General features: G+C 59.3%; 24 protein-coding genes and 1 tRNA gene. 9 read left to right on the top strand and 16 right to left on the bottom strand.

The genetic code is table 11. The features are described 5' to 3' along the window. The first annotated feature begins 58 nt into the window (after positions 1-58). A complete protein-coding gene (gene leuC / locus AC1D2N_RS11635; RefSeq protein ID WP_018243987.1) occupies positions 59-1,468 on the top strand; it encodes a 3-isopropylmalate dehydratase large subunit in 1,410 nt (469 codons plus the stop codon). Positions 1,469-1,794: 326 nt separating this feature from the next. Continuing rightward, positions 1,795-2,142, top strand: a complete 348-nt coding sequence (locus AC1D2N_RS11630; protein WP_026230958.1) for a hypothetical protein — start codon at positions 1,795-1,797, stop codon at positions 2,140-2,142. Positions 2,143-2,223: 81 nt separating this feature from the next. Here the strand turns inward: AC1D2N_RS11630 and AC1D2N_RS11625 are convergent, their stop codons facing one another. Both AC1D2N_RS11625 and AC1D2N_RS11620 read right to left on the bottom strand, forming a co-directional pair. Further along, positions 2,224-3,054 carry an aldo/keto reductase gene (locus tag AC1D2N_RS11625; protein ID WP_130653252.1) on the bottom strand — a complete coding sequence of 277 codons (831 nt, stop codon included), beginning with the start codon at positions 3,052-3,054 and terminating at the stop codon, positions 2,224-2,226. A 131-nt stretch (positions 3,055-3,185) separates the two neighbouring features. Continuing rightward, positions 3,186-3,707 carry a L,D-transpeptidase family protein gene (locus AC1D2N_RS11620; RefSeq protein WP_130653253.1) on the bottom strand — a complete coding sequence of 174 codons (522 nt, stop codon included), beginning with the start codon at positions 3,705-3,707 and terminating at the stop codon, positions 3,186-3,188. A 167-nt stretch (positions 3,708-3,874) separates the two neighbouring features. On the opposite strand from AC1D2N_RS11620, the gene AC1D2N_RS11615 reads away from it, so the two are divergent. Together AC1D2N_RS11615 and AC1D2N_RS11610 are read left to right on the top strand one after the other, a co-directional pair. Beyond that, positions 3,875-4,558 (top strand): response regulator transcription factor, encoded by a 684-nt coding sequence (locus AC1D2N_RS11615; protein WP_018243991.1) that lies wholly within the window; start codon positions 3,875-3,877, stop codon positions 4,556-4,558. A 139-nt stretch (positions 4,559-4,697) separates the two neighbouring features. After that, positions 4,698-5,153 (top strand): cyclic nucleotide-binding domain-containing protein, encoded by a 456-nt coding sequence (locus tag AC1D2N_RS11610; protein WP_003543679.1) that lies wholly within the window; start codon positions 4,698-4,700, stop codon positions 5,151-5,153. A gap of 33 nt (positions 5,154-5,186) precedes the next feature. Here AC1D2N_RS11610 and AC1D2N_RS11605 read toward each other — a convergent pair whose 3' ends face one another. The 6 genes from AC1D2N_RS11605 to tesB all read right to left on the bottom strand — a co-directional run bounded on the left by AC1D2N_RS11605 (position 5,187) and on the right by tesB (position 12,750). Beyond that, on the bottom strand, positions 5,187-5,990 hold the full coding sequence (locus AC1D2N_RS11605) for an exodeoxyribonuclease III (RefSeq protein ID WP_112906686.1): 804 nt from the start codon (positions 5,988-5,990) through the stop codon (positions 5,187-5,189). Positions 5,991-6,091: 101 nt separating this feature from the next. Continuing rightward, on the bottom strand, positions 6,092-6,760 hold the full coding sequence (locus AC1D2N_RS11600) for an outer membrane lipoprotein carrier protein LolA (RefSeq protein WP_018243993.1): 669 nt from the start codon (positions 6,758-6,760) through the stop codon (positions 6,092-6,094). 139 nt (positions 6,761-6,899) lie between these two features. Continuing rightward, complete coding sequence (locus AC1D2N_RS11595) at positions 6,900-9,593, bottom strand: FtsK/SpoIIIE family DNA translocase (RefSeq protein ID WP_130653254.1); 2,694 nt, start codon at positions 9,591-9,593, stop codon at positions 6,900-6,902. A gap of 250 nt (positions 9,594-9,843) precedes the next feature. After that, the gene (locus tag AC1D2N_RS11590; protein ID WP_130653255.1) at positions 9,844-11,277 is read right to left on the bottom strand and encodes an ammonium transporter; all 1,434 of its coding nucleotides are present in this window, start codon (positions 11,275-11,277) and stop codon (positions 9,844-9,846) included. Positions 11,278-11,304: 27 nt separating this feature from the next. After that, entirely contained in the window at positions 11,305-11,655 is a 351-nt protein-coding gene (locus tag AC1D2N_RS11585) for a P-II family nitrogen regulator (protein WP_003543684.1), read from the bottom strand. Between the two features lie 210 nt (positions 11,656-11,865). Then, positions 11,866-12,750: an acyl-CoA thioesterase II gene (gene tesB, locus AC1D2N_RS11580; RefSeq protein WP_028733566.1), complete on the bottom strand. Its 885-nt coding sequence runs from the start codon at positions 12,748-12,750 to the stop codon at positions 11,866-11,868. Positions 12,751-12,833: 83 nt separating this feature from the next. Between tesB and AC1D2N_RS11575 the strand changes: the two genes are divergently transcribed. Next, positions 12,834-14,048, top strand: coding sequence for a ubiquinone biosynthesis hydroxylase (locus AC1D2N_RS11575; protein WP_018448274.1), 1,215 nt, complete (start codon positions 12,834-12,836; stop codon positions 14,046-14,048). Positions 14,049-14,080: 32 nt separating this feature from the next. On the opposite strand, the gene AC1D2N_RS11570 is transcribed toward AC1D2N_RS11575, so the two are convergent. The 4 genes from AC1D2N_RS11570 to AC1D2N_RS11555 form a co-directional block, all read right to left on the bottom strand. After that, a complete protein-coding gene (locus tag AC1D2N_RS11570) occupies positions 14,081-14,269 on the bottom strand; it encodes a Trm112 family protein (RefSeq protein ID WP_017966162.1) in 189 nt (62 codons plus the stop codon). Between the two features lie 9 nt (positions 14,270-14,278). Then, positions 14,279-14,965 (bottom strand): LON peptidase substrate-binding domain-containing protein, encoded by a 687-nt coding sequence (locus tag AC1D2N_RS11565; protein ID WP_018243998.1) that lies wholly within the window; start codon positions 14,963-14,965, stop codon positions 14,279-14,281. Between the two features lie 274 nt (positions 14,966-15,239). After that, positions 15,240-16,214 (bottom strand): thioredoxin, encoded by a 975-nt coding sequence (gene trxA / locus AC1D2N_RS11560; protein ID WP_028733567.1) that lies wholly within the window; start codon positions 16,212-16,214, stop codon positions 15,240-15,242. Between the two features lie 160 nt (positions 16,215-16,374). After that, positions 16,375-16,884, bottom strand: a complete 510-nt coding sequence (locus tag AC1D2N_RS11555) for a prolyl-tRNA synthetase associated domain-containing protein (RefSeq protein WP_018244000.1) — start codon at positions 16,882-16,884, stop codon at positions 16,375-16,377. 256 nt (positions 16,885-17,140) lie between these two features. Between AC1D2N_RS11555 and AC1D2N_RS11550 the strand changes: the two genes are divergently transcribed. The 3 genes from AC1D2N_RS11550 (at position 17,141) to AC1D2N_RS11540 (ending at position 18,707) form a co-directional block, all read left to right on the top strand. Next, positions 17,141-17,215: transfer RNA gene (locus AC1D2N_RS11550), tRNA-Gly, on the top strand. 260 nt (positions 17,216-17,475) lie between these two features. Further along, entirely contained in the window at positions 17,476-17,772 is a 297-nt protein-coding gene (locus AC1D2N_RS11545) for a helix-turn-helix transcriptional regulator (protein WP_477981302.1), read from the top strand. Beyond that, the gene (locus tag AC1D2N_RS11540) at positions 17,769-18,707 is read left to right on the top strand and encodes a hypothetical protein (RefSeq protein ID WP_477981300.1); all 939 of its coding nucleotides are present in this window, start codon (positions 17,769-17,771) and stop codon (positions 18,705-18,707) included. The genes AC1D2N_RS11545 and AC1D2N_RS11540 overlap by 4 nt, the downstream gene beginning before the upstream one ends. Before the next feature lie 623 nt (positions 18,708-19,330). Here AC1D2N_RS11540 and AC1D2N_RS11535 read toward each other — a convergent pair. The 4 genes from AC1D2N_RS11535 to AC1D2N_RS11520 all read right to left on the bottom strand — a co-directional run bounded on the left by AC1D2N_RS11535 (position 19,331) and on the right by AC1D2N_RS11520 (position 22,432). Beyond that, positions 19,331-19,570, bottom strand: a complete 240-nt coding sequence (locus AC1D2N_RS11535; RefSeq protein WP_477981298.1) for a hypothetical protein — start codon at positions 19,568-19,570, stop codon at positions 19,331-19,333. Positions 19,571-19,774: 204 nt separating this feature from the next. Beyond that, positions 19,775-20,692 (bottom strand): XamI family restriction endonuclease, encoded by a 918-nt coding sequence (locus tag AC1D2N_RS11530; RefSeq protein WP_477981296.1) that lies wholly within the window; start codon positions 20,690-20,692, stop codon positions 19,775-19,777. Beyond that, complete coding sequence (locus tag AC1D2N_RS11525) at positions 20,649-22,259, bottom strand: Eco57I restriction-modification methylase domain-containing protein (RefSeq protein WP_477981294.1); 1,611 nt, start codon at positions 22,257-22,259, stop codon at positions 20,649-20,651. Before AC1D2N_RS11525 ends, AC1D2N_RS11530 begins: the two co-directional genes overlap by 44 nt. Next, positions 22,256-22,432 carry a hypothetical protein gene (locus AC1D2N_RS11520; RefSeq protein ID WP_477981292.1) on the bottom strand — a complete coding sequence of 59 codons (177 nt, stop codon included), beginning with the start codon at positions 22,430-22,432 and terminating at the stop codon, positions 22,256-22,258. Before AC1D2N_RS11520 ends, AC1D2N_RS11525 begins: the two co-directional genes overlap by 4 nt. Positions 22,433-22,927: 495 nt before the next feature. Here AC1D2N_RS11520 and AC1D2N_RS11515 point away from each other — a divergent pair, with 495 nt between their 5' ends. After that, positions 22,928-24,211 carry a phospholipase D family protein gene (locus AC1D2N_RS11515; protein WP_477981290.1) on the top strand — a complete coding sequence of 428 codons (1,284 nt, stop codon included), beginning with the start codon at positions 22,928-22,930 and terminating at the stop codon, positions 24,209-24,211. The last annotated feature ends 225 nt before the right edge of the window (positions 24,212-24,436 follow it).

Here is a 24,436-nt window from a genome sequence, read left to right as displayed (position 1 = left end):
GAGCCTGATCTGCCATTTCTCGATTTTCCAAAAGCTTTAGAAAAACGGACTTAACGCCATGAGCGCACCGCGTACCCTCTACGACAAGATCTGGGACGATCATCTGGTCGACGAACAGGCAGACGGCACCTGTCTTCTCTACATCGACCGCCATCTGGTCCACGAAGTCACCTCGCCGCAGGCTTTCGAAGGCCTGCGCATGACCGGCCGCAAGGTTCGCGCGCCGGAAAAGACGCTCGCCGTCGTCGACCATAACGTCCCGACCTCGCCCGACCGCCATCTCGGCATCAAGAACGAGGAAAGCCGCATCCAGGTGGAAGCGCTGGCCACCAACGCCGCCGAATTCGGCGTCGAATATTACTCGGCAAGCGACAAGCGCCAAGGTATCGTTCACATTGTCGGCCCGGAACAGGGCTTCACCCTGCCCGGCATGACCATCGTCTGCGGCGACAGCCATACCTCGACGCATGGCGCCTTCGGCGCCCTGGCGCACGGCATCGGCACCTCAGAGGTCGAGCATGTGCTGGCGACCCAGACGCTGATCCAGAAGAAGGCAAAGAACATGCTCGTGCGGGTCGACGGCGTGCTTCCGCCGCACGTCACCGCCAAGGACATCATCCTTGCCATCATCGGCGAGATCGGCACGGCCGGCGGCACCGGCCACGTCATCGAATTTGCCGGCGAAGCGATCCGCGCGCTGTCGATGGAAGGCCGCATGACCATCTGCAACATGACGATCGAAGGCGGCGCCCGCGCCGGCCTGATCGCCCCTGACGAAAAGACCTTCGAATATATCAAGGGCAAGCCGCGCGCGCCGAAGGGCGAGGCGCTGGAACAGGCAATCGCCTACTGGAAGACGCTGCAGACCGACGAGGGCGCTCATTACGATCGCGTCGTCGTACTCGATGCCGCCAGCCTGCCGCCGATCGTTTCCTGGGGCTCTTCGCCCGAGGATGTCATCTCCGTCCAGGGCATCGTTCCGAACCCCGACGACATCCAGGACGAAACCAAGCGCACCTCCAAGTGGCGCGCGCTCGATTATATGGGCCTGAAGCCGGGCACGAAGATGACCGACATCACGCTCGACCGCGTCTTCATCGGCTCCTGCACCAACGGCCGCATCGAGGATCTGCGGGAAGTCGCCAAGGTCGTCGAAGGCAAGACGGTTGCCCCAACCGTCGACGCGATGATCGTGCCGGGCTCCGGCCTCGTCAAGGAACAGGCGGAAGCCGAGGGCCTCGACAAGATCTTCAAGGCCGCCGGTTTCGACTGGCGCGAGCCGGGCTGCTCCATGTGTCTTGCCATGAACGACGACCGCCTGAAGCCGGGCGAACGCTGCGCTTCGACCTCGAACCGCAACTTCGAAGGTCGTCAGGGCTTCAAGGGCCGCACGCACCTCGTCTCGCCGGCAATGGCAGCCGCAGCCGCGATCGCCGGGCACTTCGTCGATATCCGCGAGTGGAACTGATCTGATCCGGCCAACGGATGAGATTGAAAGCCGCCCGATACGCATCGGGCGGCTTTGCATTTTATGGCGTCTGTCGCTTCGACACCCACATGTTGCGATCCGCACAGCTCCGCGCCTTCTCCCACGCGCAAGAGCTCTGCAGCCCTCTGAATTGCTGTGCTAAAGCGCGTGGCGGGCGAGCCCGTTTGTGCATGGCCCGCCTTCCCAATTTCATCCTTTCGGGCAATCGACATCGATAAATTCCTGTGGCCTCATCGATAATCAGGCGCGACACGCGACAGATACCGTTCAGGCTTCGGCGAACACCGCGCCATCGGGGAAGCGCCATGAGGCAGAAATTAGTAGTGAGTTTACTGCGAGCCAGCCTGATCATGTTTGCACCGCTGGCATCGATCGACGCCGTCGGCGCCGCGCCGATGCATCCAGCCATACCGACAGTCACGGTCGCCTCGGACCAACTGCTGCAGGTCGCGCAGAAGAAGATACCTTCACTTAACGGATATCGCGGCTACAGCAGTGGCCGGCCCGGCTATATCAAGAGCGCCAATGGTTATTGGTATCCCTCACGCGCCTTCGACGATTATACCGGCTCAATTGGAAGACCGCAGAGCCTGGGCAATAGCTGCAGTTACGGCTTCGCGCCGACCAACGGATCGTCCAATTGCAATTATTGACTGAAGGCTGCATGCCTCCGTCAAGTGCGGCCGCCCGGGTGATCTCTCCTCCGGGGCGACCGCTGATGCCCTCGATAGTGCTCAGAAGGCGGCCGTCATCGGATCCGGTCCCATGCGGGCGCTGGCGCTGTCGAGCTTGGCGATCGCGGCCATGTCGTCGGCATCGAGCTTGAAGTCGAACACCTGGAAGTTCTCCTCGATGCGCGACGGCGTCACCGATTTCGGGATGACGACAAGACCGGTATCGATGTGCCAGCGAATGATCACCTGAGCCGGCGTCTTCTGATGCTTTTTGGCGATCTCGCCTATATCAGCGTTCGAGATGAACTTGCCCTGGCCGAGCGGGCTCCAGGATTCGGTGGCGATACCAAGCTTCTGATGAGCCTCCTGCGCCGCCTTCTGCTGGAAATCGGGATGCAGCTCGATCTGGTTGATGACGGGAACGACGCCGGTTTCGCCGATGATACGCTCGAGATGTTCAGGATAGAAATTCGACACGCCGATCGAGCGGGCGCGACCCTCTTCCCGGATGCGCACGAAAGCCTTCCAGGTCTCGGTATAAAGGCCGCGATGCGGCGACGGCCAGTGAATGAGATAGAGGTCGACATATTCGGAACCGAGCTTCTTCAGGCTGCCGTCGAAGGCGCGCAGCGTATTGTCATAGCCCTGATCGGTATTCCTGAGCTTGGTGGTGACGAAGATGTCCTTGCGGTCGAGGCCGGAAGAACGGATGCCTTCGCCGACGCCCTCTTCGTTGTCGTAACCGGAAGCCGTATCGATGTGACGATAGCCGGCGGCGATCGCAGTACGCACGGTGGGAGCGGCAATATCCTGCGGCGTCTGCCAGACGCCGAGGCCGACTTGTGGAATGGAATGTCGGTCATGGAAAGTGATGATAGGTTGAGCGGTCACAATATATCTCCGGGAGTTTGAAGAATTGGACGAGGCATGAATTGCGCCCGCGCTTGCGGACGTCCCTGAACGCATTTCAGCCGGAGCGTTCGGTCACCGGAAGCATATAGGCGACCGCATCCGGAAGACAATCAGACGACGCGGACAATCGCTCCCTTTCGAAGGTGGGGCAGCAGGCGGCGCATGTCGCGCAGGCTTACCGCCACGCAGCCCGCCGTCGGCTCGTAGCCTGGCCGGATGAGATGGAAGAAGATCGCCGAGCCGCGATTGCGCGCACGCGAGGAAATGTTCCAGTCCATTACCAGGCAGATATCGTAGAGCCCGTCGCTGCGCCGCATCTCCTCATGACTTGCCCGGAACGGCGCCCTGACGAGGCGGTTGTAGCTGGCATTGCCAGACTGATCGCACCAGAGCATGTCAGGACGGATGCGGCGGATGGAAAGCGGGGTGACGAGCCGGCCGTTCCGCTCGCCGCGCCGGAAGCCTGATATCAGCCTCATCGAGGCGATTGGCGTAGCGCCGTCACCCTCGCGTTTCATCACCGTGCGGCCGGAGCGGCCGATCGCAGCGGGCACGGTGATGGCGCCGAGCCGGACGATCGCCCGGCTCTTGCGGCCCGGCGCAGGACGCACCACGATCGTCGACGCCGTCATACTCGGCCTCTGCCTTGCTTTTTCCATTTTTCTCGCATGTCGTGCCTTGTCTGGGGCTTCGATTGAAATCATATCGAAACTGGCCCGGCAACAGCCCGTTGCCCGATCCTTGCCAAACCAGGAATTTGGCGTAGGACTAGGGGACTTAACATGAGGACGCAAACGGCATGACCGCACGCACCATTCTTCTGGTGGATGACGACGATGACCTTCGACAGACGCTGACGGAGCAATTGTCGCTGTATGAGGAATTCACGGTTCTGCAGGAAGCCAACGCCGGCAAAGGTGTCGCGACCGCCCGCTCGACGCCGGTCGACCTGCTGATCATGGATGTCGGCCTGCCCGATATGGACGGCCGCGAGGCGGTGAAGCTGCTGCGCAAGGGCGGCTTCAAGGCGCCGATCATCATGCTGACCGGCCACGATACCGATTCGGACACGATCCTCGGTCTCGAAGCCGGCGCCAACGACTATGTCACCAAGCCTTTCCGCTTCGCCGTTCTGCTCGCGCGCATCCGTGTGCAACTGCGCCAGCATGAGCAGAGCGAGGACGCGACCTTCACCGTCGGCCCCTATCTCTTCAAGCCGAGCCAGAAGCTTCTGACCACCGATAACGGCCAGAAGATCCGGCTGACGGAAAAGGAAGCGGCGATCATCCGCTATCTCTACCGCGCCGAACAGAAGGTCGTCACCCGCGACGTGCTGCTCGAAGAGGTCTGGGGCTATAATTCCGGCGTGACGACGCATACGCTGGAAACCCACGTCTACCGCCTGCGCCAGAAGATCGAGCGCGATCCCTCCAATGCCGAAATCCTCGTTACGGAAAACGGCGGCTACAAAATCATACCCTAGAGCATTTCCGTTTTTCTGCGAATCACGGAAATGCTTTATCTCTTTGTTTTCACGCAATTCCCGGCAAAAGCGTTTCACGCTTTGCCTGGCAAAACCGCTAGGCACTTTTGCTGGAATTGCTCTAAGGCGAAAAGCCCGCATGGCGCTGACCGACGACATCCACATGCTCGCGCAGCTTCCTCTGTTCAAGGACATGAACGAGGATCAACTGCGGTTGATTGCCTTCGGCGCCGACCGGCGCATGATCGCTGCCGGCCAGATGCTGTTTCGCCAGGGCTCACCCGCCGAGAGCGCCTATGTCATCCTCAGCGGCAGCCTGGAGCTGAGCGCGACGAGCAGCGACGGCATGCAGAGGACAGAGGGGATCGCCGGTCCCGGAACCCTGGTTTCCGAGCTGGCGCTGGTGACGCTGGTGGAGCGCAAGTTCACCGCGGTAGCGCGCGAGGACACCAGCATCATCCGCATCACCCGCGCCCTCTTCCACCGGCTGATCGAAGAATATCCGGACGCAGCCCGGCTGATCGAGAACCGGATCCGCGACAATCTTGCGGAGCTTGCGGCAAAGGCCGCAAGCCAGTTCTACCGCTTCAGCTGATCTTGATAGAGGCCGCGCCTCCGAGAGGATGCGCTACAAATCGAAATGCGCCGTCACCGGCACGTGGTCGGAAGGACGATCCCAGCCGCGCGCCTCCTTCAGGATCTCGATCCGCTTCAGATGCGGCCCGAGATCCGATGACGACCAGATATGGTCGAGACGGCGGCCGCGATCGGCGGCCTCCCAGTCCTTGGCGCGGTAGCTCCACCAGGTGTAGAGCTTCTCGTTTTCAGGCACATGCTGACGCATCAGATCGAGCCAGTCGCCGCGCTTCATCACCTCGAGCAGCCCTTCGGTTTCGACAGGCGTATGGCTGACGATCTTCAGAAGCTGCTTGTGCGACCAGACATCATGCTCCAGCGGCGCGATGTTGAGGTCGCCGACGAGGATGGCTGAGGTGTTGGCCTCGCCGTTGGCTTTCAGCAGCTTCATCTCCTCGATGAAATCGAGCTTGTGGCCGAATTTCGGATTGATCGTGCGATCCGGCTCGTCGCCGCCGGCCGGGACGTAGAAATTATGCAGCCGGACGCGACGATTGCCGTGCTCGAAGATCGCCGAGATGTGGCGCGCATCGCCGACGCCGCAATAATCCTGCCGGTGATCCTCGGTCAGCGGGATGCGCGAGGCGATCGCCACGCCGTGATAGCCCTTCTGGCCATGGATGATGATGTGATTGTAGCCCATCGCCCGCAGAGGTGCCGCCGGAAACAGCTCGTTCGTCACCTTGGTTTCCTGCAGGCAGAGGATATCGGGCCTGTGCTTGAGAACGAGCTGCTCGACGATCGGCATGCGCAGCCGCACCGAGTTGATGTTCCAGGTGGTGATCGAAAAGCCCATGCCCATACCCTCTCACGCTTTCATGAAAGGGCTTTAAAACAAAGGCGGACGCGAGGGAACCGGCCGCGTGCAAAAGCGGCCGGCGATCAACCGAAAAGGTTTCAGTCGCGCGACTGAGGCGTGCCTGGAATGGTCTCATAGGGCACGCGGAAGACGCGATCGTCGAACTGCACGCCGGTTTTGACGTTGAAGATCATCACCGAGGTGTCCTTGCCCTGATTGTCGGTGATCGTCCACTGACGCAGGTCGTAGGTCTTCGGGTCGAACATCATGGTGATGGTCGAGTTTCCGAACACCGTATTGTTGCCGAGCGCGATCGTCGTCAGATCAGACTCTTCCTTCACGCCCTTCACCATGCCGGCCGACAGGTCGATATGCTGCGCCAGGAGCAGGCTGAGCGGGGTCTTGGAGAGCGGATAGAGATCCCAGGTCTTGAGCTTCGTATTGCCGATGGCGACGTTCTTGCCGTCGGCGATCACCCGCATCGGCGACGGATCGTCATAGTTGAAACGCAGCTTGCCGGGACGCTGGATGAAGAACTTGCCGCCGGTCTGTTCGCCGCGCGGGCCGAACTGCACGAATTCACCCTGCATCGTCGTGACGCCGGAGAAATGATCGGCGATCGCCTGCGCCGTGCCGGAGGCGGGAGCTGCCGCCTGCGCGTAAGCGCCGAGGGGAATGGCGCTCGCCATCGCAGCAACGGCGAAGGCGCCGAGAAGGTCGCGGCGCGTTACCGTCAGGCCGGAGAGGAAGGTATCGGAGTGACTCATCTAAATCTCCTTTATGCCATCTGCATGCTGCCGAAAGGCGGCGTCTTCAAGGCGTTGCGATCGGGCTGCGAGAGGTAACGGCTTCGATGCTATCAGGTTTCCGCAAAAGCGGCTGCATCGGAAATATATGCCTGTTCTGTCAGCGGTCGAGGATGTCGCCTTCTGTGGGAACGAGAATCTCGCGCTTGCCGGCGTGGTTGGCCGGCCCGATGATGCCCTCCTTCTCCATGCGCTCGACGAGCGAGGCGGCGCGGTTGTAGCCGATGCCGAGCCGGCGCTGGACGTAGGAGGTCGACGCCTTGCCGTCGCGCAGCACGATGGCGACCGCCTGGTCGTAGGGATCTTCCGATTCGGAAAGATTGGACGTGCCGGCCGGACCACCGCCACCGCCGCCATAATCGCCGTCCTCGTCGTCATCGGCGGTGATCGCGTCGAGATATTGCGGCGAGCCCTGGGTCTTCAGATAGGAGACGATCTCTTCCACCTCGACATCCGAAACGAACGGGCCGTGCACGCGCTGGATACGCCCGCCGCCCGCCATGTAGAGCATGTCGCCCATGCCGAGCAGCTGTTCGGCGCCCTGTTCGCCAAGAATGGTGCGGCTGTCGATCTTCGACGTCACCTGGAAGGAGATGCGGGTCGGGAAGTTTGCCTTGATCGTGCCGGTGATGACGTCGACTGACGGACGCTGTGTCGCCATGATCACGTGAATGCCGGCCGCGCGCGCCATCTGCGCCAGACGCTGGACGGCGCCTTCGATATCCTTGCCGGCGACCATCATCAGGTCGGCCATCTCGTCGATGATCACGACGATATAGGGCATCGGCCTGAGATCGAATTCTTCGGTCTCATACATCGCCTCGCCGGTATGGCGGTCGAATCCGGTCTGCACCGTGCGCGAGATCGCCTCGCCCTTCGACAGCGCCTGCTCGACACGGGTGTTGAAGCCATCGATGTTGCGCACGCCGATCTTCGACATCTTCTTGTAGCGCTCTTCCATCTCGCGAACGGTCCATTTGAGCGCGACGACGGCCTTTTTCGGATCGGTGACGACAGGCGAAAGCAAATGCGGGATGCCGTCATAGACGGAGAGTTCGAGCATCTTCGGGTCGATCATGATCAGCCGGCACTGCTCCGGCGTCATGCGATAGAGCAGCGACAGGATCATCGTATTGATGGCGACCGACTTGCCGGAGCCGGTGGTGCCGGCCACCAGCAGGTGTGGCATCTTGGCGAGATCGGCGATGACGGCTTCGCCGCCGATCGTCTTGCCGAGCGCCATGGCGAGCTTCGCCTTGCTGCCTTCGAAATCCCTGGAGGCGATGAGTTCACGCAGATAGACGGTCTCGCGCGTCTGGTTCGGCAATTCGATGCCGATCGCATTGCGGCCGGGCACGACGGCAACACGGGCGGCAATGGCGCTCATCGAGCGGGCGATATCGTCGGCAAGGCCGATGACGCGCGACGACTTGATGCCGGGCGCCGGCTCCAGTTCGTAGAGCGTGACGACGGGGCCTGGACGGACGTGGATGATCTCGCCCTTGACGCCGAAATCTTCCAGCACACCTTCGAGCATGCGGGCATTCTGTTCCAGCGCATCGGCCGAAAGCGTGGAGTCGCGCACGACATTCTTCGGTTCGGCGAGCAGATGCATCGACGGAAGCTGGAAACCCTCGGGACGGATGAACGAGCCCTGCGCTTCCCGTTCGATGCGGGCGCTGGGCTTTGGACGTGCGACCACCGGGACGACGCGCGGTTCCGGCTTGCCGGCCGCCTTTGCCGGCGCGCGGATCATCCAGTCGTCGTCATCCTCGTCGGGCAGGATATCGGCCGGGCGCGGCGGCATGTCGCTATCAAAGGGCAGGTCGTCGTCATTGTCGTCGTCGTCATCGATCGACAGCGACGGCGCGGAAACGATGCGCCGCGGCGAAGCCGTCCTTGACCCCATCGATGATTCCATCGACGGCTCCATGCGCTCGCCGCGGACGGTCGGCGCCTTGGCGCGAACGGGTTCGTTCAGCGTGCCGAACTCGTCATCGTTGAAATCATAAGGTGATTCGTAGTCGCCCTGACGGCGCTTGCGCGGTCCCATGCCGAAGAGCCGGCGCAGCCGGCCCTGGCTCATGTACCAGGCATGCGTCACGGCCCCGCTGAAAGCGACCCAGCGGGACTCGTCCTCCTCCTCGTCCTCGTCTCCGACGACGCGAGCCTTGCTACGCGTATCGACGTAATCTTCCTCGACCTCCTCGTCGGCGTCGCCGCGACCGACGAGGCCGGAGGCAAAGAGCATCATCCAGGCCGTCGGCGCGGCAAAGATGCAGCCGACGATCATGGCGAAGGTGCCTGTCGGATAAGCGCCGACGAAGAGTGCCGGAAAACGCAGGATCATGTCGCCGACGACGCCGCCGATGCCGTTCGGAATCGGCCAGGTGAGCGGCGGCGGAAAACAGCCGATGACGGCGGAAGAGAGTACCGAACCGGCAAACCAGGCGCCGATGCGGGCCGGAATACGGCTGAAGCGGCGGCCCGAGATCAGCGTCAGCGCCCAGGCGACGATCGGCAGCATCGAAACAACGCTGGCAAGGCCGAGGAATTGCATGACGATATCGGCAAAGGCGGCACCGCTGTAACCGAGAATATTGGTCGGCAGATTGGCGGTCGCATAGGAATAGCTCGGATCCGCAACATTCCAAGTCGCCAGTGCCGCGACGCAGAACGCCAACAGCAGAAAGATCGCAAAGCCGATGAGCGCCTGGATCTGCCGCAGCATGAATGCCGAGAAGGAGAACCGATCCGGACGGCCATCCATTGCCGGCGACGTGCTTCTTGCCATGTGTCTAACCCGTCCAATGCCTGAGGACACGCGAATCGCTAAAGCTTCGCCGTGCCAAAATGCGTCCGCTCTACCTAATCAGAGCCGGGTTAAAGCGATGTTAACCATGCATGCTAGGACGTGCATTCCGAACCGGGAAATGAAAAAAGCCCGAACCTTGGAAGGTCCGGGCCAAATGCGGTCTATGGTTAGATAGGCCGCGACGGGCCGTGCAGCGGCGCCCTTCTGCCGGGCGCCGCAAACCCTGTGATCAGGAAGAGTGATAGGCGGCTTCGCCGTGGGTCGAAAGGTCGAGACCTTCGCGTTCGGCTTCGACGGTCACACGCAGGCCGATGACGACGTCGACGATCTTGTAAAGGATCGCCGAGCCGATGCCCGACCACAGCAGCGTCGTCAGCACGCCCTTGGCCTGAGCCAAGACCTGCGTTGCCGTGCCGGCATAGGAGGCTGCGAAATCGGCTGTGGAATAATCGACGATGCCTGCACCGCCGAGCGCCGGGTTGACGAGGATACCGGTGCCGAGAGCGCCGATGATGCCGCCGACGCAATGGACGCCGAAGACATCGAGGCTGTCGTCGTAGTTGAACTTGTTCTTCACGACGTCGACGAAGAAGTAGCAGACCGGCGAGACGATGAGGCCGAGAACGATTGAGCCCATCGGACCGGCAAAGCCTGCCGCCGGGGTGATGGCAACGAGACCGGCGACCGCACCGGAAGCACCACCCAGCATGGAAGCCTTGCCGCGGGTGAGGGTTTCGACGATGCACCAGGACACAGCGGCGGCAGCCGTTGCGACGAAGGTGTTGATAAAGGCAAGCGAGGCATAGGCATTGGCTTCGAGGTTGGAGCCGGCGTTGAAGCCGAACCAGCCGACCCAGAGCAGCGAGGCGCCAACCATGGTCAGCGTCATCGAGTGCGGAGCCATGATTTCCTTCTTATAGCCCGTGCGCTTGCCGAGCATGATGGCGCCGACGAGGCCCGCAATACCGGCATTGATGTGAACGACCGTGCCGCCGGCGAAGTCGATTGCGCCATAGGAGAAGATCAGGCCGGCCGGCGAAGTGTAGGAGCTCGGACCGCCCCAGAACCACACCATGTGTGCCATCGGGAAGTAGATGAAGGTAACCCAGAGCACGACGAAGAGCATGACGGCCGAGAACTTGACGCGTTCGGCGAATGCGCCGACGATCAGGCCGGGCGTGATGCAGGCGAAGGTCATCTGGAACACGATGAAGGTGTATTCCGGAATGGCGACGCCCTTCGAGAAGGTCTCGGCGAGCGACGACGTGTTAACGCCGGCCAGGAACGCCTTGGAGAAGCCGCCGACGAAGCTGTTCAGCGAGCCGCCGTCTGTGAAGGCGAGCGAATAGCCATAGGTCACCCAGATCAGCGCCACGACGGCCGTGATCATGAAGACCTGCATCAGCACCGAGAGCATGTTCTTGGCGCGGACGAGACCGCCGTAGAAAAGCGCAAGGCCGGGGATGGTCATCAGAAGGACGAGCGCCGACGAGACGAGCATCCAGGTATTGTCACCCTTGTCCATGGTGAAAGCAGGAGCAGCAGCAGCAGCGGTGGCGGCAGCTGGCGCAGCCTCCTGCGCGAAAGCGACGGCCGGCGCCAGAAGGGCGGCCGAAGCTGCGCAAAGCCGCGCAAAGGTGGAAGAAAACTTCGAAATTGACATTGGATAAAGCTCCTTGATCTGCCGTTCTTACAGCGCTTCTGAGTCGGTTTCGCCCGTACGGATGCGCACGGCATGGTCGATCGAATAGACGAAGATCTTGCCGTCACCGATCTGGCCGGTCTTGGCCGATGCCGCGATGGCCTCGACCGCCCTGTCGACGAGTTCCGATGCCACCGCGATTTCGATCTTGAGCTTCGGCAGGAAGCTGACTGCATATTCGGTGCCGCGATAGATTTCGGTGTGCCCCTTCTGGCGCCCGTAGCCCTTCACCTCGGTTACGGTCAGCCCCTGAATACCGATCGCCGTAAGGGCTTCGCGGACCTCATCGAGCTTGAACGGCTTGATAATGGCCATCACAATTTTCATCTGGTTTCCCATCCTTCGTTATCCTCGGCGCGGAGCCGACTCTCCTTGCCGCTGACGTTCCTGAACAGCGACCGGCGATACACATTCAAGGGGCGTGCCAGATTCGAGGCAGATCGTAAGTTATTGAAAAGTAAAGGTTATAATAAAGAGTGCCAATAAACAGGCAAATGATCGGCCAATAAGCGCACAAATAACGCGCAAATTTATAAAGTTGCACAATTTTTATTCATTTGCCTTTTTCCGAATCAGGCCTTCCTGCGCGACCGATGCGATTAGGCGACCCGATCGCGTAAACAGGCTACCCCGGGTTAATCCTCTGGCACCTGAAGCCGACGGACTGTCCTGCGTATAAAGCAGCCAGTCGTCGAGCTTGCAGGGTCGGTGGAACCACATGGAGTGATCGAGGCTCGCCACCTGCAGGCTCTGGTCGAAGATGGACGTTCCGTGCGCATAGAGCGACGTATCGAGCAGCGTCATGTCCGAAAGATAGGCAAGCACAGCCGCCTGATAGAGCCGGTCGTCGGGAACCGGGCCGGTGGCGCGCACCCAGACGTCCTGTTTGGGATCGAGCTTCCTGTCGGAAAAATAATGGGTCAGCGAGACGGGACGGATCTCGATCGGCCGCTCACGTTGCCAGTATTTTCGGATCGCCTCCGGCGCATGCGCGAGATACTGTTCCTTGATCTGCTGCTCGCCGAGCAGCGCCTCCGGCATCTCGACCTCGGGCATCGCAGTCTGGTGCTCGAAGCCCGGCTCCTCCACCTGGAAGGAGGCCGACAGCGCGAAGATTGCCTTGCCGTGCTGGATGGCGACGACACGCCGCGTATTGAAGCTCGATCCGTCGCGAATGCGCTCCGCCTGATAGATGATCGGCACCGAGGGATCGCCGGGACGCATGAAATAAGCATGCAGCGAATGGACGAAACGTTCGCCCTCGATGGTGCGCTGTGCCGCCATCAGCGCCTGGCCGATCACCTGGCCGCCGAAGACCCGCTGCCAGCCGACCTTGGGACTGCGGCCGCGGAAGATATCGACCTCGATCGGCTCGAGGTCGAGCGTCGAAAGCAGCGTCTCCATCGCCGAAGGCCCGGTCGTCTCGCCTGTCATTTCTATGTCTCCCAGCGGTAGGAAGTGAAGTTGCGATGATCTATATAGATCACATCTGAGGCATAAGGTACGGGAGCGGCGCGATGCTGGACATGCTGGTTGTGGGCGGGGGTTATGTCGGCCTTTCCGCCGCTGTCGCGGTCAAACAGGCGGCACCCCATCTGAATGTCGCCGTCGTCGAGGCCGCCCCCGAACATGTCTGGAAAAACGATACGCGCGCTTCCGCCATCATCGCGGCGGCGGCGAAGATGCTCGAGGTCTTCGGCATCTGGAACGAGATCGAACCGGAAGCCCAGCCGATCACCAAAATGATCGTCACCGACTCCAAGACCTCCGATCCGGTGCGTCCGGTTTTTCTGACCTTCGACGGCGAAGTGACTGAAGGCCGGCCCTTCGCCCACATGATCCCGAATGTTGCCATGGTCGCAGCACTGCGCGGCGCCTGCGAACGGCTCGGCATCGACATCCGCCACGGGCTCGGCGCCACGGAGCTGAAGACCCACGACACCCATGTCACCGTCACGCTTTCGGACGGCAGCGCGCTGGAAACCCGGCTGCTGGTTGCCTGCGACGGCGTGCGCTCGAAACTGCGCGATCTGGCCGGCATCAGGACCGTCACCTGGGACTACGGCCAGTCCGGCATCGTTGCAACAGTCGAACACGAGCGGCCGCATGACGGATGCGCCGAGGAACATTTCCTGCCGGCCGGCCCCTTCGCCATCCTGCCGCTCAAGAACAACCGCTCCTCGCTCGTCTGGACGGAGCGGACGCCGGATGCCAACCGGCTGGTTGCCGCCGACGACCTGATCTTCGAGGAAGAGCTCGAACGCCGCTTCGGCCACAAGCTTGGGAGCCTGAAAGTCATCGGCGACAAGCGCGCCTTCCCGCTTGGCCTGACGCTGGCGCGCTCCTTCGTCGCGCCGCGTTTCGCGCTGGCCGGCGACGCCGCCCACGGCATTCACCCGATTTCCGGTCAGGGCCTCAATCTCGGCTTCAAGGATGTGGCGGCACTTGCCGAAACCATCGTGGACGCCGATCGCCTCGGCCTCGATATCGGCTCGATCAATATCCTCGAGCGCTACCAGACCTGGCGGCGCTTCGACACTTTCCGCATGGGGGTGACGACCGACGTGCTGAACCGGCTCTTCTCCAACGATGCGACGCCGGTCCGCATCGCCCGCGACGTCGGCCTCGGCATCGTCGACCGGCTGCCGCGCCTCAAATCCTTCTTCATCGGCCAGGCGGCCGGAACGACGGCAAAGGACAATCCGCGCCTGCTTGCCGGAGAGACGATTTAATCTTTGTTTTTACGCAATTCCCTGGAATTGCTTTAGTCGTCGAGGCGGCGGGCCTCGGACACCAGCATGATCGGAATGCCGTCGCGGATCGGATAGGCAAGTCGTGCCTTTTCCGAGACAAGCTCATTCTGCTCGCGATCATAGGAAAGCCGGCCCTTGGAGAGCGGGCAGACCAGGAGATCGAGCAGCTTTGGATCGACGCGGCTGAGTTTTTCATCCATGGCTGAAGTCTACTGCAGAACCGTGTCGGAGTCACCGAAGACGCGCGCCAGCACGATTTCAGTAATGGCGATCAGCGTCTCGGCCCGCGTCTTCAGGTCCGGCGCCTCCAGCAGCGCTTGCTTTTCTGCCGGCCCGAAGGGCGACATCATCGCCAGCGAATTGACGAGCGTCAGATTGCTCGCCCGCTCGACGCTCTCCCAGTCGGCCTCGAGCTTGTTGGCATCGAGATAGGCCTTGAAGGCGGTCAGAAGTGCTGCCCGGTCGACCGCCTCCTCCTCGTTCGCAGCCGAGAGGTCGGCGATGAACGGGGCGATACGGAAGATGCGGAAGGGATCGCTGGTCGTTTTCTCCTCCAGCAGCCGGAAGCGGCAGACGCCGGTCAGCGATACGATATAGCGCCCGTCGCCGGTCTCCGCGAAGGAGGTGATCCGACCGAGGCAGCCGACAGCGGCAAGGTTGGGCTCGCCGCCCTTGTCCTCATGTTCGCCAAGCGCCGGCTGCACCATGCCGATCAGCCGGTTTCCGGTCAGTGCTGCATCCAGCATCGCCAGATAGCGCGGCTCGAAAATGTTGAGGGGAAGCTGCCCGGCCGGCAGCAGGAGGGCGCCGGTCAGGGGGAAGACAGCGATCGCATCAGGCAGATCGCCCGGCTTCAGGTATCTGGCATTCCCGACTTGCATGAAACCGTCCCGCATTCTTGTAACGGGCATGCCCGTTCTGACGAGAATGTGGTGCCCTCGTCCGAAAACGCAAGGGCAGATGCTCGAAACTTAACGCATACCCTGAAAATCAGGATCGATGTTCGAGCAGGATTATACGTGGATTGAATGCGATAGCGCGCGGTTAGCGCGTCCTGTTGGACGCGCGGAGCCGGGAGCAATTCCGGGAAAAGTGCGAAGCGGTTTTCCCGGAATTGCGTGAAAACAAAAGGCTAGAGCGGTGCTGCGCTTCCAGGAAAGCTGGATCGCTTTACGAGAACAGCATGGCTGAAAGCTTGCGGCGCGCTGCAACCGTCGCCGGATCCTTGAAGCCCCAGACTTCAAAGAATTGAAGCAATTGGCGGCGGGCGCCATCATCGTCGAAGGCACGGTCCTTGCGCATGATCAGAAGCAGATGGTCGGCCGCTTCGTCGCGCCGGCCTTCGACATTGCGAATCTTGGCGAGCTTCAGACGCGACTCGTGGTCATCGGGATTGGCAGCCAGCTCGCGCTCAAGCGCAACGGGATCGCCGAGCTTGCGGGCCTCTTCGATCTGCTCGAGCTTCATCAGCACGGCCTGGATGCCGGCGTCTTTCGCCAGCTCTTCCGGCAATTCCGTCAGGATTTCGCGCGCCCGTTGATGCTGGTTTGCGGCGATCATGCATTCGGCCATTCCGGCAAGCGCCTTGGCATTCTCGGGGTCGGCCTGCATGACGGCGCCATAGAGCTGAGCAGCCTCGTTGATATTCCCGGCAGCAAACAGTTCCGCCGCTTCCGCAAGCACGGCTTCGATTTCCGCCGCCTCGTCGGCGCCGGCCGGACCGGCGATCCGGTCGATGAACTGCAGGATCTGGCTTTCCGGCACCGCGCCCATGAAGCCGTCGGCGGGGCGGCCGTTGACGAACGCGATGACAGCAGGGATCGACTGGATGCCGAGCTGGCCGGCGATCGAGGGATGATCGTCGATGTTCATCTTGACCAGCCGGACGCGGCCCTTGGCTTCGTTGACCACTTTCTCCAAGACCGGCGTCAGCTGTTTGCACGGACCGCACCAGGGTGCCCAGAAATCGACCAGCACCGGCTGCTTGCGCGATTCCTCGATCACATCCTTGCCGAAATTCGCGGTCGTTGTATCCGTGATGTAGCTGCCGGCCGCAGCCGCGGGTTCCGGTGCCCCGCCGAAGCTTGTCGTCGCCGTCATCTGATTTCCGAAGGAACCGCTATAGGGGTTGTCGCTGCCGCTCATAGGTATCTCCCGCCGCGCCGATCCTTCCGGCGTCTTTGCTAAAGCATCTCGCGCAAAACTGTGGTGCGGTTTTGCGATAAAGACATGCGCAAAACCAAAGACTAAAGCGCGGCAAGCGAATCTAAAAGATCGCCACGCGCTTTAGCGCTAAAATCGTATGTCAGGACGTCACTTTCAAGACAAGTGGCTTATGTCCCGTCGCTTCCATGAAACGGATGAGGTCACTGCTCGCAATTGAGGTCGTCGCATCATTGGATAGCGGATGGCAGTTGACGATCTCCTCGCGCATCAGCTCGGCATCGAGCACGAAGGTGACATTCTCCGCAGTATCGTTGATCGCGCCGAACGCCGTGACCGAACCCGGAGGCACGCCGAGATACTCCATCAGCTTCTCCGGTCTGCCGAAAGAGACCCGGCCGGACCCGCCGATGGCATTATGCACCTGCTTGAGATCGACGGCAGCATTTTCCTCCACCGTCAGCAGAAAATACTTGTCCTTCTTGTCCTTGACGAAGAGATTCTTGGTGTGGCCGCCGGGGATCTCGTCGCGCAGGGCCACCGATTCGGCCACAGTGAAGACCGGCGCATGGTCCACCGTCTTATGGGCGATGCCGAGCCCGTCGAGAAAGGCAAACAATTCTTCTCTGGTCTTGGGGGCATTTTCGGACATGGGGCAATCCATTGGACGGGAAGGGAAAAAAGCGAGGCGTCCTGATTAAGTCCGTCCACATCGTTTGGCAATCTTTGCGACCGACGCTTTGCCCCGCATTTGCGGCCTTTCCGCCCGAGCTCTGCGAACACCAGAATTTTTCTTCGCCTCACCGTCATTTCCCTGTTGCATTTGAAAACCCGTTAGGCCATATAGCGCCGGTCGCCGCGAGGCGGCGCCCACGGTCCAACAACTACCCCGGACCGATGCGGATTGAGCGGGTGTAGCTCAGGGGTAGAGCACAACCTTGCCAAGGTTGGGGTCGAGGGTTCGAATCCCTTCGCCCGCTCCAGTTTCTCTAAGAAAACCAGCCAGTTAGAATGGCCTCGTGTTTGCGGAGCTATTTGTGCCGCAATCGCGTCGCCACCACGTCGCCACGCCAGCCGAATTTGATCAACTTCGCTCGCGAATTGTTGCGGTCTGTAAACAAAGCTTATTTCGCTGTCCAACCGATTGATCTCCCTCGGGAATCACGTGTACACCACCTGTATGTTTAAAATAGGAATTTTATCCTATTAGGGGTCTTGCCAATGGCCCTTCCAGCGATTTTCAATGCTGGAAGAACACTGGAGAACGCAGATGATCCCGCAAACCCCTTTACACCGCCAAATGCTGCGCACGGATGATACGGCCAGGATAATCGGCTTATCTCCTTCCACCCTGGCTAAGCTTCGTCTTACGGGCGGAGGTCCCCGATACATCAAGCTTGGCCGAACCGTCGTCTACGATCCCGCTGACGTCGAGGCATGGCTCAGCACACACCGCCGGTTGTCCACGTCCGTTCATGGGGAAACAGGATCTATCGAGCTTCGTAAAAAGGACCCTAAAACCGGAGGGCCTTGCAAATGAGCCGCCGTGCATCAATGGGCATAATAGACGCACTTTGCGCGGCCGACCACATTGTTGATGTGGTCGCATACGTGGATCAGGTAGAGTGCGTGTTCTTTCCCGCCATCCTGCCCCATGTCAGGAGCAAGCTTCGCCAGCTTAATGATGGAAGAGTTTTCCTGCGACGACCCAACCGTCGCCGTAAGCTGCGCCCAGGGGAACGTCAAGGTCAGGTATGTGTGATTCTTCAGCCAACGCCCGCAGCGCTGAGATACCTTGCGCGGCAGCGCCACCTTTGTCTTGGCTCACAAACCAACCAACCCACCTTTTCGGTTTACCGCGTCGACATAGCGATAGACTTCATCACGAAAACGATTGCCGGCGCTACAGCCGCAGGACAATTCCTGACCAGTTGCGTGCTTCACAAATGGCACCGGGACAGACGTACCAATCAAAGCGGTAACACATACTATGCAAGTCGGGCCGGTGTACCGCGAAATCTTGCCATTTATTCCGATAGGCCATCGAAAACCGGGCTTGGCCCATGTGCGCACCTGGAATTGCGGTTTCGTACCATGGCGAGATGCAGAACATCCAAACTCGACGATCTAGACCAGCTTGCTCAGGGGCTGAATGCTCTTGAGCTACTTCGGCGCGAAGTTCGTTTGGCTTATGTCGATCAACTTGCCTTTGACGGCTTCCTTGAGAAGACGGCTCGTGGAGTAAAGCGTACCTACCGCAGATACCGCGATACCGACCTTGCGGAGGTAGTTGCCACACTAGGCAGGATATTCGCACCTATGACTCAAAATGCTGAATATATGCCGGACCCGGGAAGTGTCAGAAACGTTCGAGCTCAGGACCTCTATGACGCTTTCAAGAAATTTCGCACGCGGTTTATTGCTATTGATTGGGAAGAATTTAGCGATCCGCCTCGATGGATCGCGAACGACTGACAGTGATTCATGTGGCTAACCATACAAAACTCCTGCATGTCATTGATCGGAAAGAAGAAACCAACCGCAGAACGCCATTATCGAGATGTTTCAGGAAGAGATTTTTCCTCTGAAAGGTAGAACCACTGGATCGACGGCGATTTAGCCCGAGCACCGTAGTACAGCCGAACCAAGGCAGTTACGGTCGTGTTTTCTTGAGTTGAAACGTATGATGGATTTCTACGAACCTCATTGCAATGTCATGCGGACTGTCCTGCTTCATGGCATGGACGGGCCGCCCGAATATTCCATTGCACGATAACGCCTGGCCCTGAGCATTGGCTGGTGGGTAGCATTACTAGCCCCTGATTCCACCACGGGAGGGGTATGGTTGGATTTGGGGAGGCATCCCCCCACCCCGCGCCGGTTATCCTTCCGACATTCGCCACCGCGATTTTTCCATTTCCTTGGCATTTAACGCCGCCAGCAATGGTAATTGGCTTGACCCGTTGCTTGACGACAGACGCGCCGACGGCGGCGCTGTGATCTCTGCTGTACAGTTTTACTGGTGTACAGTGATTGGCGGCTGTCGGGCTTTTATCGGCTGGCGGCGGGTGATGGCAAGCCAAGAGCCCGGCATGCGGTCACTCGAAGATTTTCCACTGGTAGGAGCCGGCATTTGCCATCTTCTGCTCCGCTCCAACTATGCCGTCGCGAACAAATCGCCCCCATGCCTTGCCATAGGGCCATTTTCCAACCTCGATCTTTTCGACAACAAAGTGGCTAGTGGGCCCCCAAGTCCATCGGGCTACCTTGAATGGAAGCGTTTCGCCGCACTCTCTCCAGAGCTGAAACACGTTCTTGTTGCACTCAAGATCGAGCATCTGTTTCGTCCTGCGGTGCCTGAAGACAGATTGTTTCTATGTCACCGACTCTGAGATGCTGCCCGGTAGAGGTAATCACCTTGTGAGTGGCGACGCGCATAGCAATGCCATGTCGGATACCTTCCTAAGACGTCCGCCCGCGCGGCTTCCTGCTCGACTAAGGCGCCCTCGCCTGTGCGTGCGCGGGGCGGCCCTCTTAGGGAGTTAGCCTTGGATGTAATCAGTCAGGTCAACTAGGCGATGTTGCCAGAAGAGACAGACTCCGCCGTCGTTCTGGACCGCGACCAGATTGCTCGGATTAAATACCCCGCTTAGCACGGCGCAGGGAATCACCTGAGCCTTACCAAGCTGCTGATACCAATGCGCAGCCTTCCCGCCCGTATCGTGCACTACCCGCTTGTAGGAATTGACGCTGGAATTTGAGACCTTGCATTCAATAGCGAGGACGCGACCATCCTGAAGGCGCGCCACGACATCCGCGCGCGTTCCGGCTAAACGACTTTCGCCGCAAAACTGCCCAGGGGCGGGCGCCGAAGTGAGAATTGGAATGTCTCTGGCGGGCACTTCCGTCATCCCAATACCTCTCAGGAGGTCTTTGACGGCGCCTTCCTGAGCGGCCTTCGACGTATTTCGGCGGTGGGTCTCAACCTCGCGAGCCGCAGCGAGAGCCGCCGATGCGAGGACGGCGCGTTCCATTTCTTCGTCGGTTGGCTGTCGTGTTGGCGCCACAGCCCACGGAAACCGGTGAGGATCGAGTATACTGAGTATGGTATCGCGAACTCGCAGCGCTTTTTCCGGATCAGCCGCTAGGGTGCCCGGCGCGATAGATGTGTCCGCCACGGCTTTCAGGTCGTCTTCAGAGATTGGCGGAGCAGCCAGATACCGAAACGTCTTTTGCTGATTTCGGCCGCGCACTAGATCAGCCACCAAGTCGGCATCGATCGGATTCTGAGCGAGATCTGGCAGACGCTCGATCGTGTCCCGGAATAACCCTTCAAAGGTGTGAAAGAACTGGTTGTAGAGATCTAGCGGTTCGCCCACGCGCTCCTCGCGAAAGAGGTTGCGCGCGGTTGCCGCGTCATTGGTGAGTTGTGTGTTGGTCCAGCGAATCGGTAAGTTCATAAAGCCGATCTAAGGACGGAATCCGCAGCCGCTCAAGCTCTTTCGGCTCAAATTTAACTAATCCCCCCGCATAAGTTCGGCCACCGTCGATTGTGACGGCGTTTCGGAGGTAGGCAAGGATCACCTTGATATCTTTGCTGCTTAACTCCCCGCGCGGATAGAGCCCGTGCGCGATGTTGATATGCCGGGCACCAGCTAGGTTGTAAACGAAGGTAGGAGCACTACGCGCCATATAGGTCGAAAGTATTGGAGCCGGATCCCGCAGTTGCACTGCCCACCAGGCACGGCGATGTTTTGCAACAAAACCCGCATGCGCATCCCGGGCTTTGGCCCAAGCTAAAAAGCGCTCAACAGATTTTAATTCGACCGATGTAAGCTCATCGAGATCGGTCGGCAGGTCAAGAACCCGGCGTAGTGGGGCGGTGGGTGACAGCGTCTCTCCGGCGGTAATTAGATCCCGTGCCCGCGTGACCGTGGCTTTGAGAAAGCGCGAAGCGACACCCTTCATAGCGGCGTTTTCAATCCAAGTATCATTGCTACCCGTGACCTGCCCCCGATGAACGCGGAACAGCTCGCCGAGTTCGATCATCCCCGGCTGGGGGGCGTTTTCTTGGCGAATGAAACTGGACCAGCGGGGCGCCTTGTCGAGGAGATTCCAATCAAGGCGGATACCTTCGGTCAGAGGTTCAAGTGCATTCAAGTCTCGGGCCATGTGAACCATCAGGCTTTGAGGACGATTGCCCACACGGAAAGATGTGATGGCGCCACTTACCATGGCGTCGGCGAATGGCTTGGCTTTGGGATCTATTATTTGCAGGGCGGCGCCTCCTAGGCCGTCCGCCAACATGTCGCGTAAGACAGAACCGTAGTTGACATCCAGCCACTCAGCCGCGGTGATGAACGACCCGAAGTCACCGTCGGCGGCAAGCTCACGGGTTTTAAGGAAGAAGTGGATATGCAGACCGGCAAGCTTGCTGGCCTTAAATCCTTGCTCTCGCGCGTTGGCAGCAAACCAGTGCTTCCACTCTTCTGATATACCGTGATGACGCACATAAGGGGGGTTACCAATGAAAAGAGTGGGCCCCTTGACCCTAGCAAGCCGCAATCTTCGATAGTCCTTGAGATGAACGACAAGGCGATCAGAAAAGCCGTTCACGGCCGCGTTAGCGCGCAGCAGTAAGCACGCGAGGGGGTCGATTTCCACAGCAATCAGCCGTGCTTCGGGGAATCGCGCCGCTGCAGCTACAAGAAAGCGGCCCGATCCCGCTCCAGGATCGACTATGCGGACGGGGGCGACAGGTTCCGCCGCCGCCCAATTAATCATGGCTTTGATAATTGGCGAGGGGGTGTAAGTAGCCCCGTTGGCGCGCCGAATCTCGCGAGTTCGGATTTGGCAGAATGCATCCCCCAACGGGTCTTCGCCGATCAATATTGCTTTGCGAATCGCGTCCACTTCGCCCGCTGTTGGCGCGTCATACTCGACCCGCTGTTCATCGACCGTGAGCGCGCCGGTCGCGCCGATTAGCTCGCGCGCGACCCCGGCCAGAATGCGTTCGGACAGGTTCATTGTTGAGGTTTCGACTTATCGGTGGGCGATTGATAGACCTGCCAAAGCTCTTCGAACAACTTACGCAGCGATATCCCGCGACGTGCCGCCTCCGCCTTTACCTCGCCAGCAAGTTCCGGCGAAAGGCTCAATCCGATGATACGACGGGCGGCCGGTATTTTTGAATTGCTCATGCGCTTATTTTGTCGACGAGTCGACAAAAAGTCAACCGATCTTGTTTTGCCCAACCGGGGCGTTTGACGCATCTAGGCGCGGCACCATCCCCTTGGGTTTACTCATAGCCGCGCGGAAGAAAAATTCGATACGCTTGCTTTAACGATAGAGGCCTCGATGTTGGCGCTTCAAACTAAGCCGCAAAGTCACCCAACTCGTACGGCGAAAGCTGTGCCGAGGCTTTTGTCGGCCAGCAACGGCGTCGCACATGCCCATGTTGCCGGTGATTGGCTACCATGGCTTCATCGGGCCTGACAAGGGATCTGCAGCGCGGAGAATCAATTAATCAATCTTTATATTGGCGCCTATATGAACTTAAACCCGCCCGAGACTAAAATTGAAAGATTTATGCAATCAAAAATCAAATATATTCGCCACTATTACTGCCTATATTGACATAATATTCTTATAAGCAATAACTACAATGATACCCGGAGGTTTGAGGACGAGTTATGGTGCTAAGGGATATCTATGGAAATACGGGTGCAACTGGCTTCTCGATTGATTTCTTCGAGCTTACAGCCGCTAAGGCGAAGTCTGCACTGTTGGCCAGTCCATTCTATAGTACTTACGATCCAGTAGGGGCATTGACATCACGTGGATGCGATGTGCGGATGATTGTCCGCCTGTGCAGTGTGACAATGCCGGAGGCACTCAGAAAAGCTCACCTCGACCCGAAGGTAACCGTCCGTTATTTCACAGATCAGCGTTTCCACGCCAAATTTTACGTCGTCGATGACATTGCAATGGTTGGCTCCGCAAATCTCACGAACGCGGGCCTGAAATCAAACCGGGAAGTTTCGGTGATTCTCGAACGTGGTCGAGATACCGCATTCGACGCCTTACCCGGGATTTTTGACGAGCTTTGGGGCTACGCTGACGTTCTGACCGACACAATCCTTAAAGATTACGAGCGGGCGTTCCGTGCCCCCGGTCGGCCGCAGTCTGAAGACGAATTCAACAAGTTTCTAGAAAATTTTGTGCCGAGATGTGCTCCATCGAGCATTGTGGTTGGCAGTGATGCCGTAAACAAGCAGCGTGCATTCCTCCAGAAATTCAGAAGAAAATACGATGAAATATTAGTGCCCGCTCATCGTCGTGTAATGGCCGTTGCACAGGCACACTCGTTCGGGAGGCAGGAATTCAATGGCGCGGATCCTCAGATTGAAATGGGCCGCTTTCTTGGTTGGGTCCGGCTTGCACATGGAGCAGGCGAGGCTTGGAAGCAAAATCCTGTTCTCCAAGGCGAAGAGCTTGACAATCGCATCCGAAAATATGCGGAGCTTTGGAAGGCGGCCGACGATATCGTCTTGGGAGACATGTTCAAAGCCGACGCTGAGATAAGAAACATAGAAAAAATAAGGACGTCGTTTGGAGATCCGGAGAAGCTTGTTGCATTGGAGTACGATGATCTCTTTGATGTGCTAACTGGTTGCCATGCCTTTTTGGAATTATTGCGTTTTACGAATGGGGGGCTGGAGGGTCTGCGAGCTGACTTCAAAAGGCGCAATGCAATCAAGGATATAAAGCGCACGATCGATCACCTTATCCGAGGTGGCGGTGATGTTGTTCAAAGGGCTTATGACTGCATCCATGATGAGCGCTTTCGTCTTCAACGATTCGGCGAGTCCTGCGTTATGGAATTGGCCGGGTGGCTCACACCAAATCGCCCGCCCTTCAATAGTAGGACGATAAAGGGATTGCGGTTTCTCGGTTTCGGTGTCGAGGATTTTGCTTAGAGCTGGCTTGGGGCACGCGCTGTGACCCGGAATCTGCACGAGGCATGACCTTGAGATTTCGAAAGCAATGGAAGTACAATGCGGATCGTCTCCTGTTCATGCTCGGCACGTATGTCTGGCGATATCGCGGGATGACTTGGGCCAGTCACGCACAACTTTTACCGAAAGTCATTGTACCTCAGGAGCGGCGTTCGCGGCCGCGCTTAACCATTGGCAGTGGCGGCA

This window comes from Rhizobium sp. P1_B8 (assembly GCF_056406515.1).
Note: the sequence above shows the minus strand (reverse complement) of the source record. Positions and strands in the feature narration are given on the sequence as shown.

Coding starts and splice junctions, on each gene's coding strand:
- AC1D2N_RS11590 (WP_130653255.1), bottom strand. CDS start 11,277: ATGTCAATTTCGAAGTTTTCTTCCACCTTTGCGCGGCTTTGCGCAGCT.
- leuC (WP_018243987.1), top strand. CDS start 59: ATGAGCGCACCGCGTACCCTCTACGACAAGATCTGGGACGATCATCTG.
- AC1D2N_RS11565 (WP_018243998.1), bottom strand. CDS start 14,965: ATGCGGGACGGTTTCATGCAAGTCGGGAATGCCAGATACCTGAAGCCG.
- AC1D2N_RS11570 (WP_017966162.1), bottom strand. CDS start 14,269: ATGGATGAAAAACTCAGCCGCGTCGATCCAAAGCTGCTCGATCTCCTG.
- AC1D2N_RS11615 (WP_018243991.1), top strand. CDS start 3,875: ATGACCGCACGCACCATTCTTCTGGTGGATGACGACGATGACCTTCGA.
- AC1D2N_RS11630 (WP_026230958.1), top strand. CDS start 1,795: ATGAGGCAGAAATTAGTAGTGAGTTTACTGCGAGCCAGCCTGATCATG.
- AC1D2N_RS11595 (WP_130653254.1), bottom strand. CDS start 9,593: ATGGCAAGAAGCACGTCGCCGGCAATGGATGGCCGTCCGGATCGGTTC.
- AC1D2N_RS11520 (WP_477981292.1), bottom strand. CDS start 22,432: ATGAGCAATTCAAAAATACCGGCCGCCCGTCGTATCATCGGATTGAGC.
- AC1D2N_RS11600 (WP_018243993.1), bottom strand. CDS start 6,760: ATGAGTCACTCCGATACCTTCCTCTCCGGCCTGACGGTAACGCGCCGC.
- trxA (WP_028733567.1), bottom strand. CDS start 16,214: ATGAGCGGCAGCGACAACCCCTATAGCGGTTCCTTCGGAAATCAGATG.
- AC1D2N_RS11620 (WP_130653253.1), bottom strand. CDS start 3,707: ATGACGGCGTCGACGATCGTGGTGCGTCCTGCGCCGGGCCGCAAGAGC.
- AC1D2N_RS11545 (WP_477981302.1), top strand. CDS start 17,476: ATGCTGGAAGAACACTGGAGAACGCAGATGATCCCGCAAACCCCTTTA.
- AC1D2N_RS11575 (WP_018448274.1), top strand. CDS start 12,834: ATGCTGGACATGCTGGTTGTGGGCGGGGGTTATGTCGGCCTTTCCGCC.
- tesB (WP_028733566.1), bottom strand. CDS start 12,750: ATGACAGGCGAGACGACCGGGCCTTCGGCGATGGAGACGCTGCTTTCG.
- AC1D2N_RS11610 (WP_003543679.1), top strand. CDS start 4,698: ATGGCGCTGACCGACGACATCCACATGCTCGCGCAGCTTCCTCTGTTC.
- AC1D2N_RS11555 (WP_018244000.1), bottom strand. CDS start 16,884: ATGTCCGAAAATGCCCCCAAGACCAGAGAAGAATTGTTTGCCTTTCTC.
- AC1D2N_RS11540 (WP_477981300.1), top strand. CDS start 17,769: ATGAGCCGCCGTGCATCAATGGGCATAATAGACGCACTTTGCGCGGCC.
- AC1D2N_RS11530 (WP_477981296.1), bottom strand. CDS start 20,692: ATGAACTTACCGATTCGCTGGACCAACACACAACTCACCAATGACGCG.
- AC1D2N_RS11585 (WP_003543684.1), bottom strand. CDS start 11,655: ATGGGAAACCAGATGAAAATTGTGATGGCCATTATCAAGCCGTTCAAG.
- AC1D2N_RS11535 (WP_477981298.1), bottom strand. CDS start 19,570: ATGCTCGATCTTGAGTGCAACAAGAACGTGTTTCAGCTCTGGAGAGAG.
- AC1D2N_RS11525 (WP_477981294.1), bottom strand. CDS start 22,259: ATGAACCTGTCCGAACGCATTCTGGCCGGGGTCGCGCGCGAGCTAATC.
- AC1D2N_RS11605 (WP_112906686.1), bottom strand. CDS start 5,990: ATGGGCTTTTCGATCACCACCTGGAACATCAACTCGGTGCGGCTGCGC.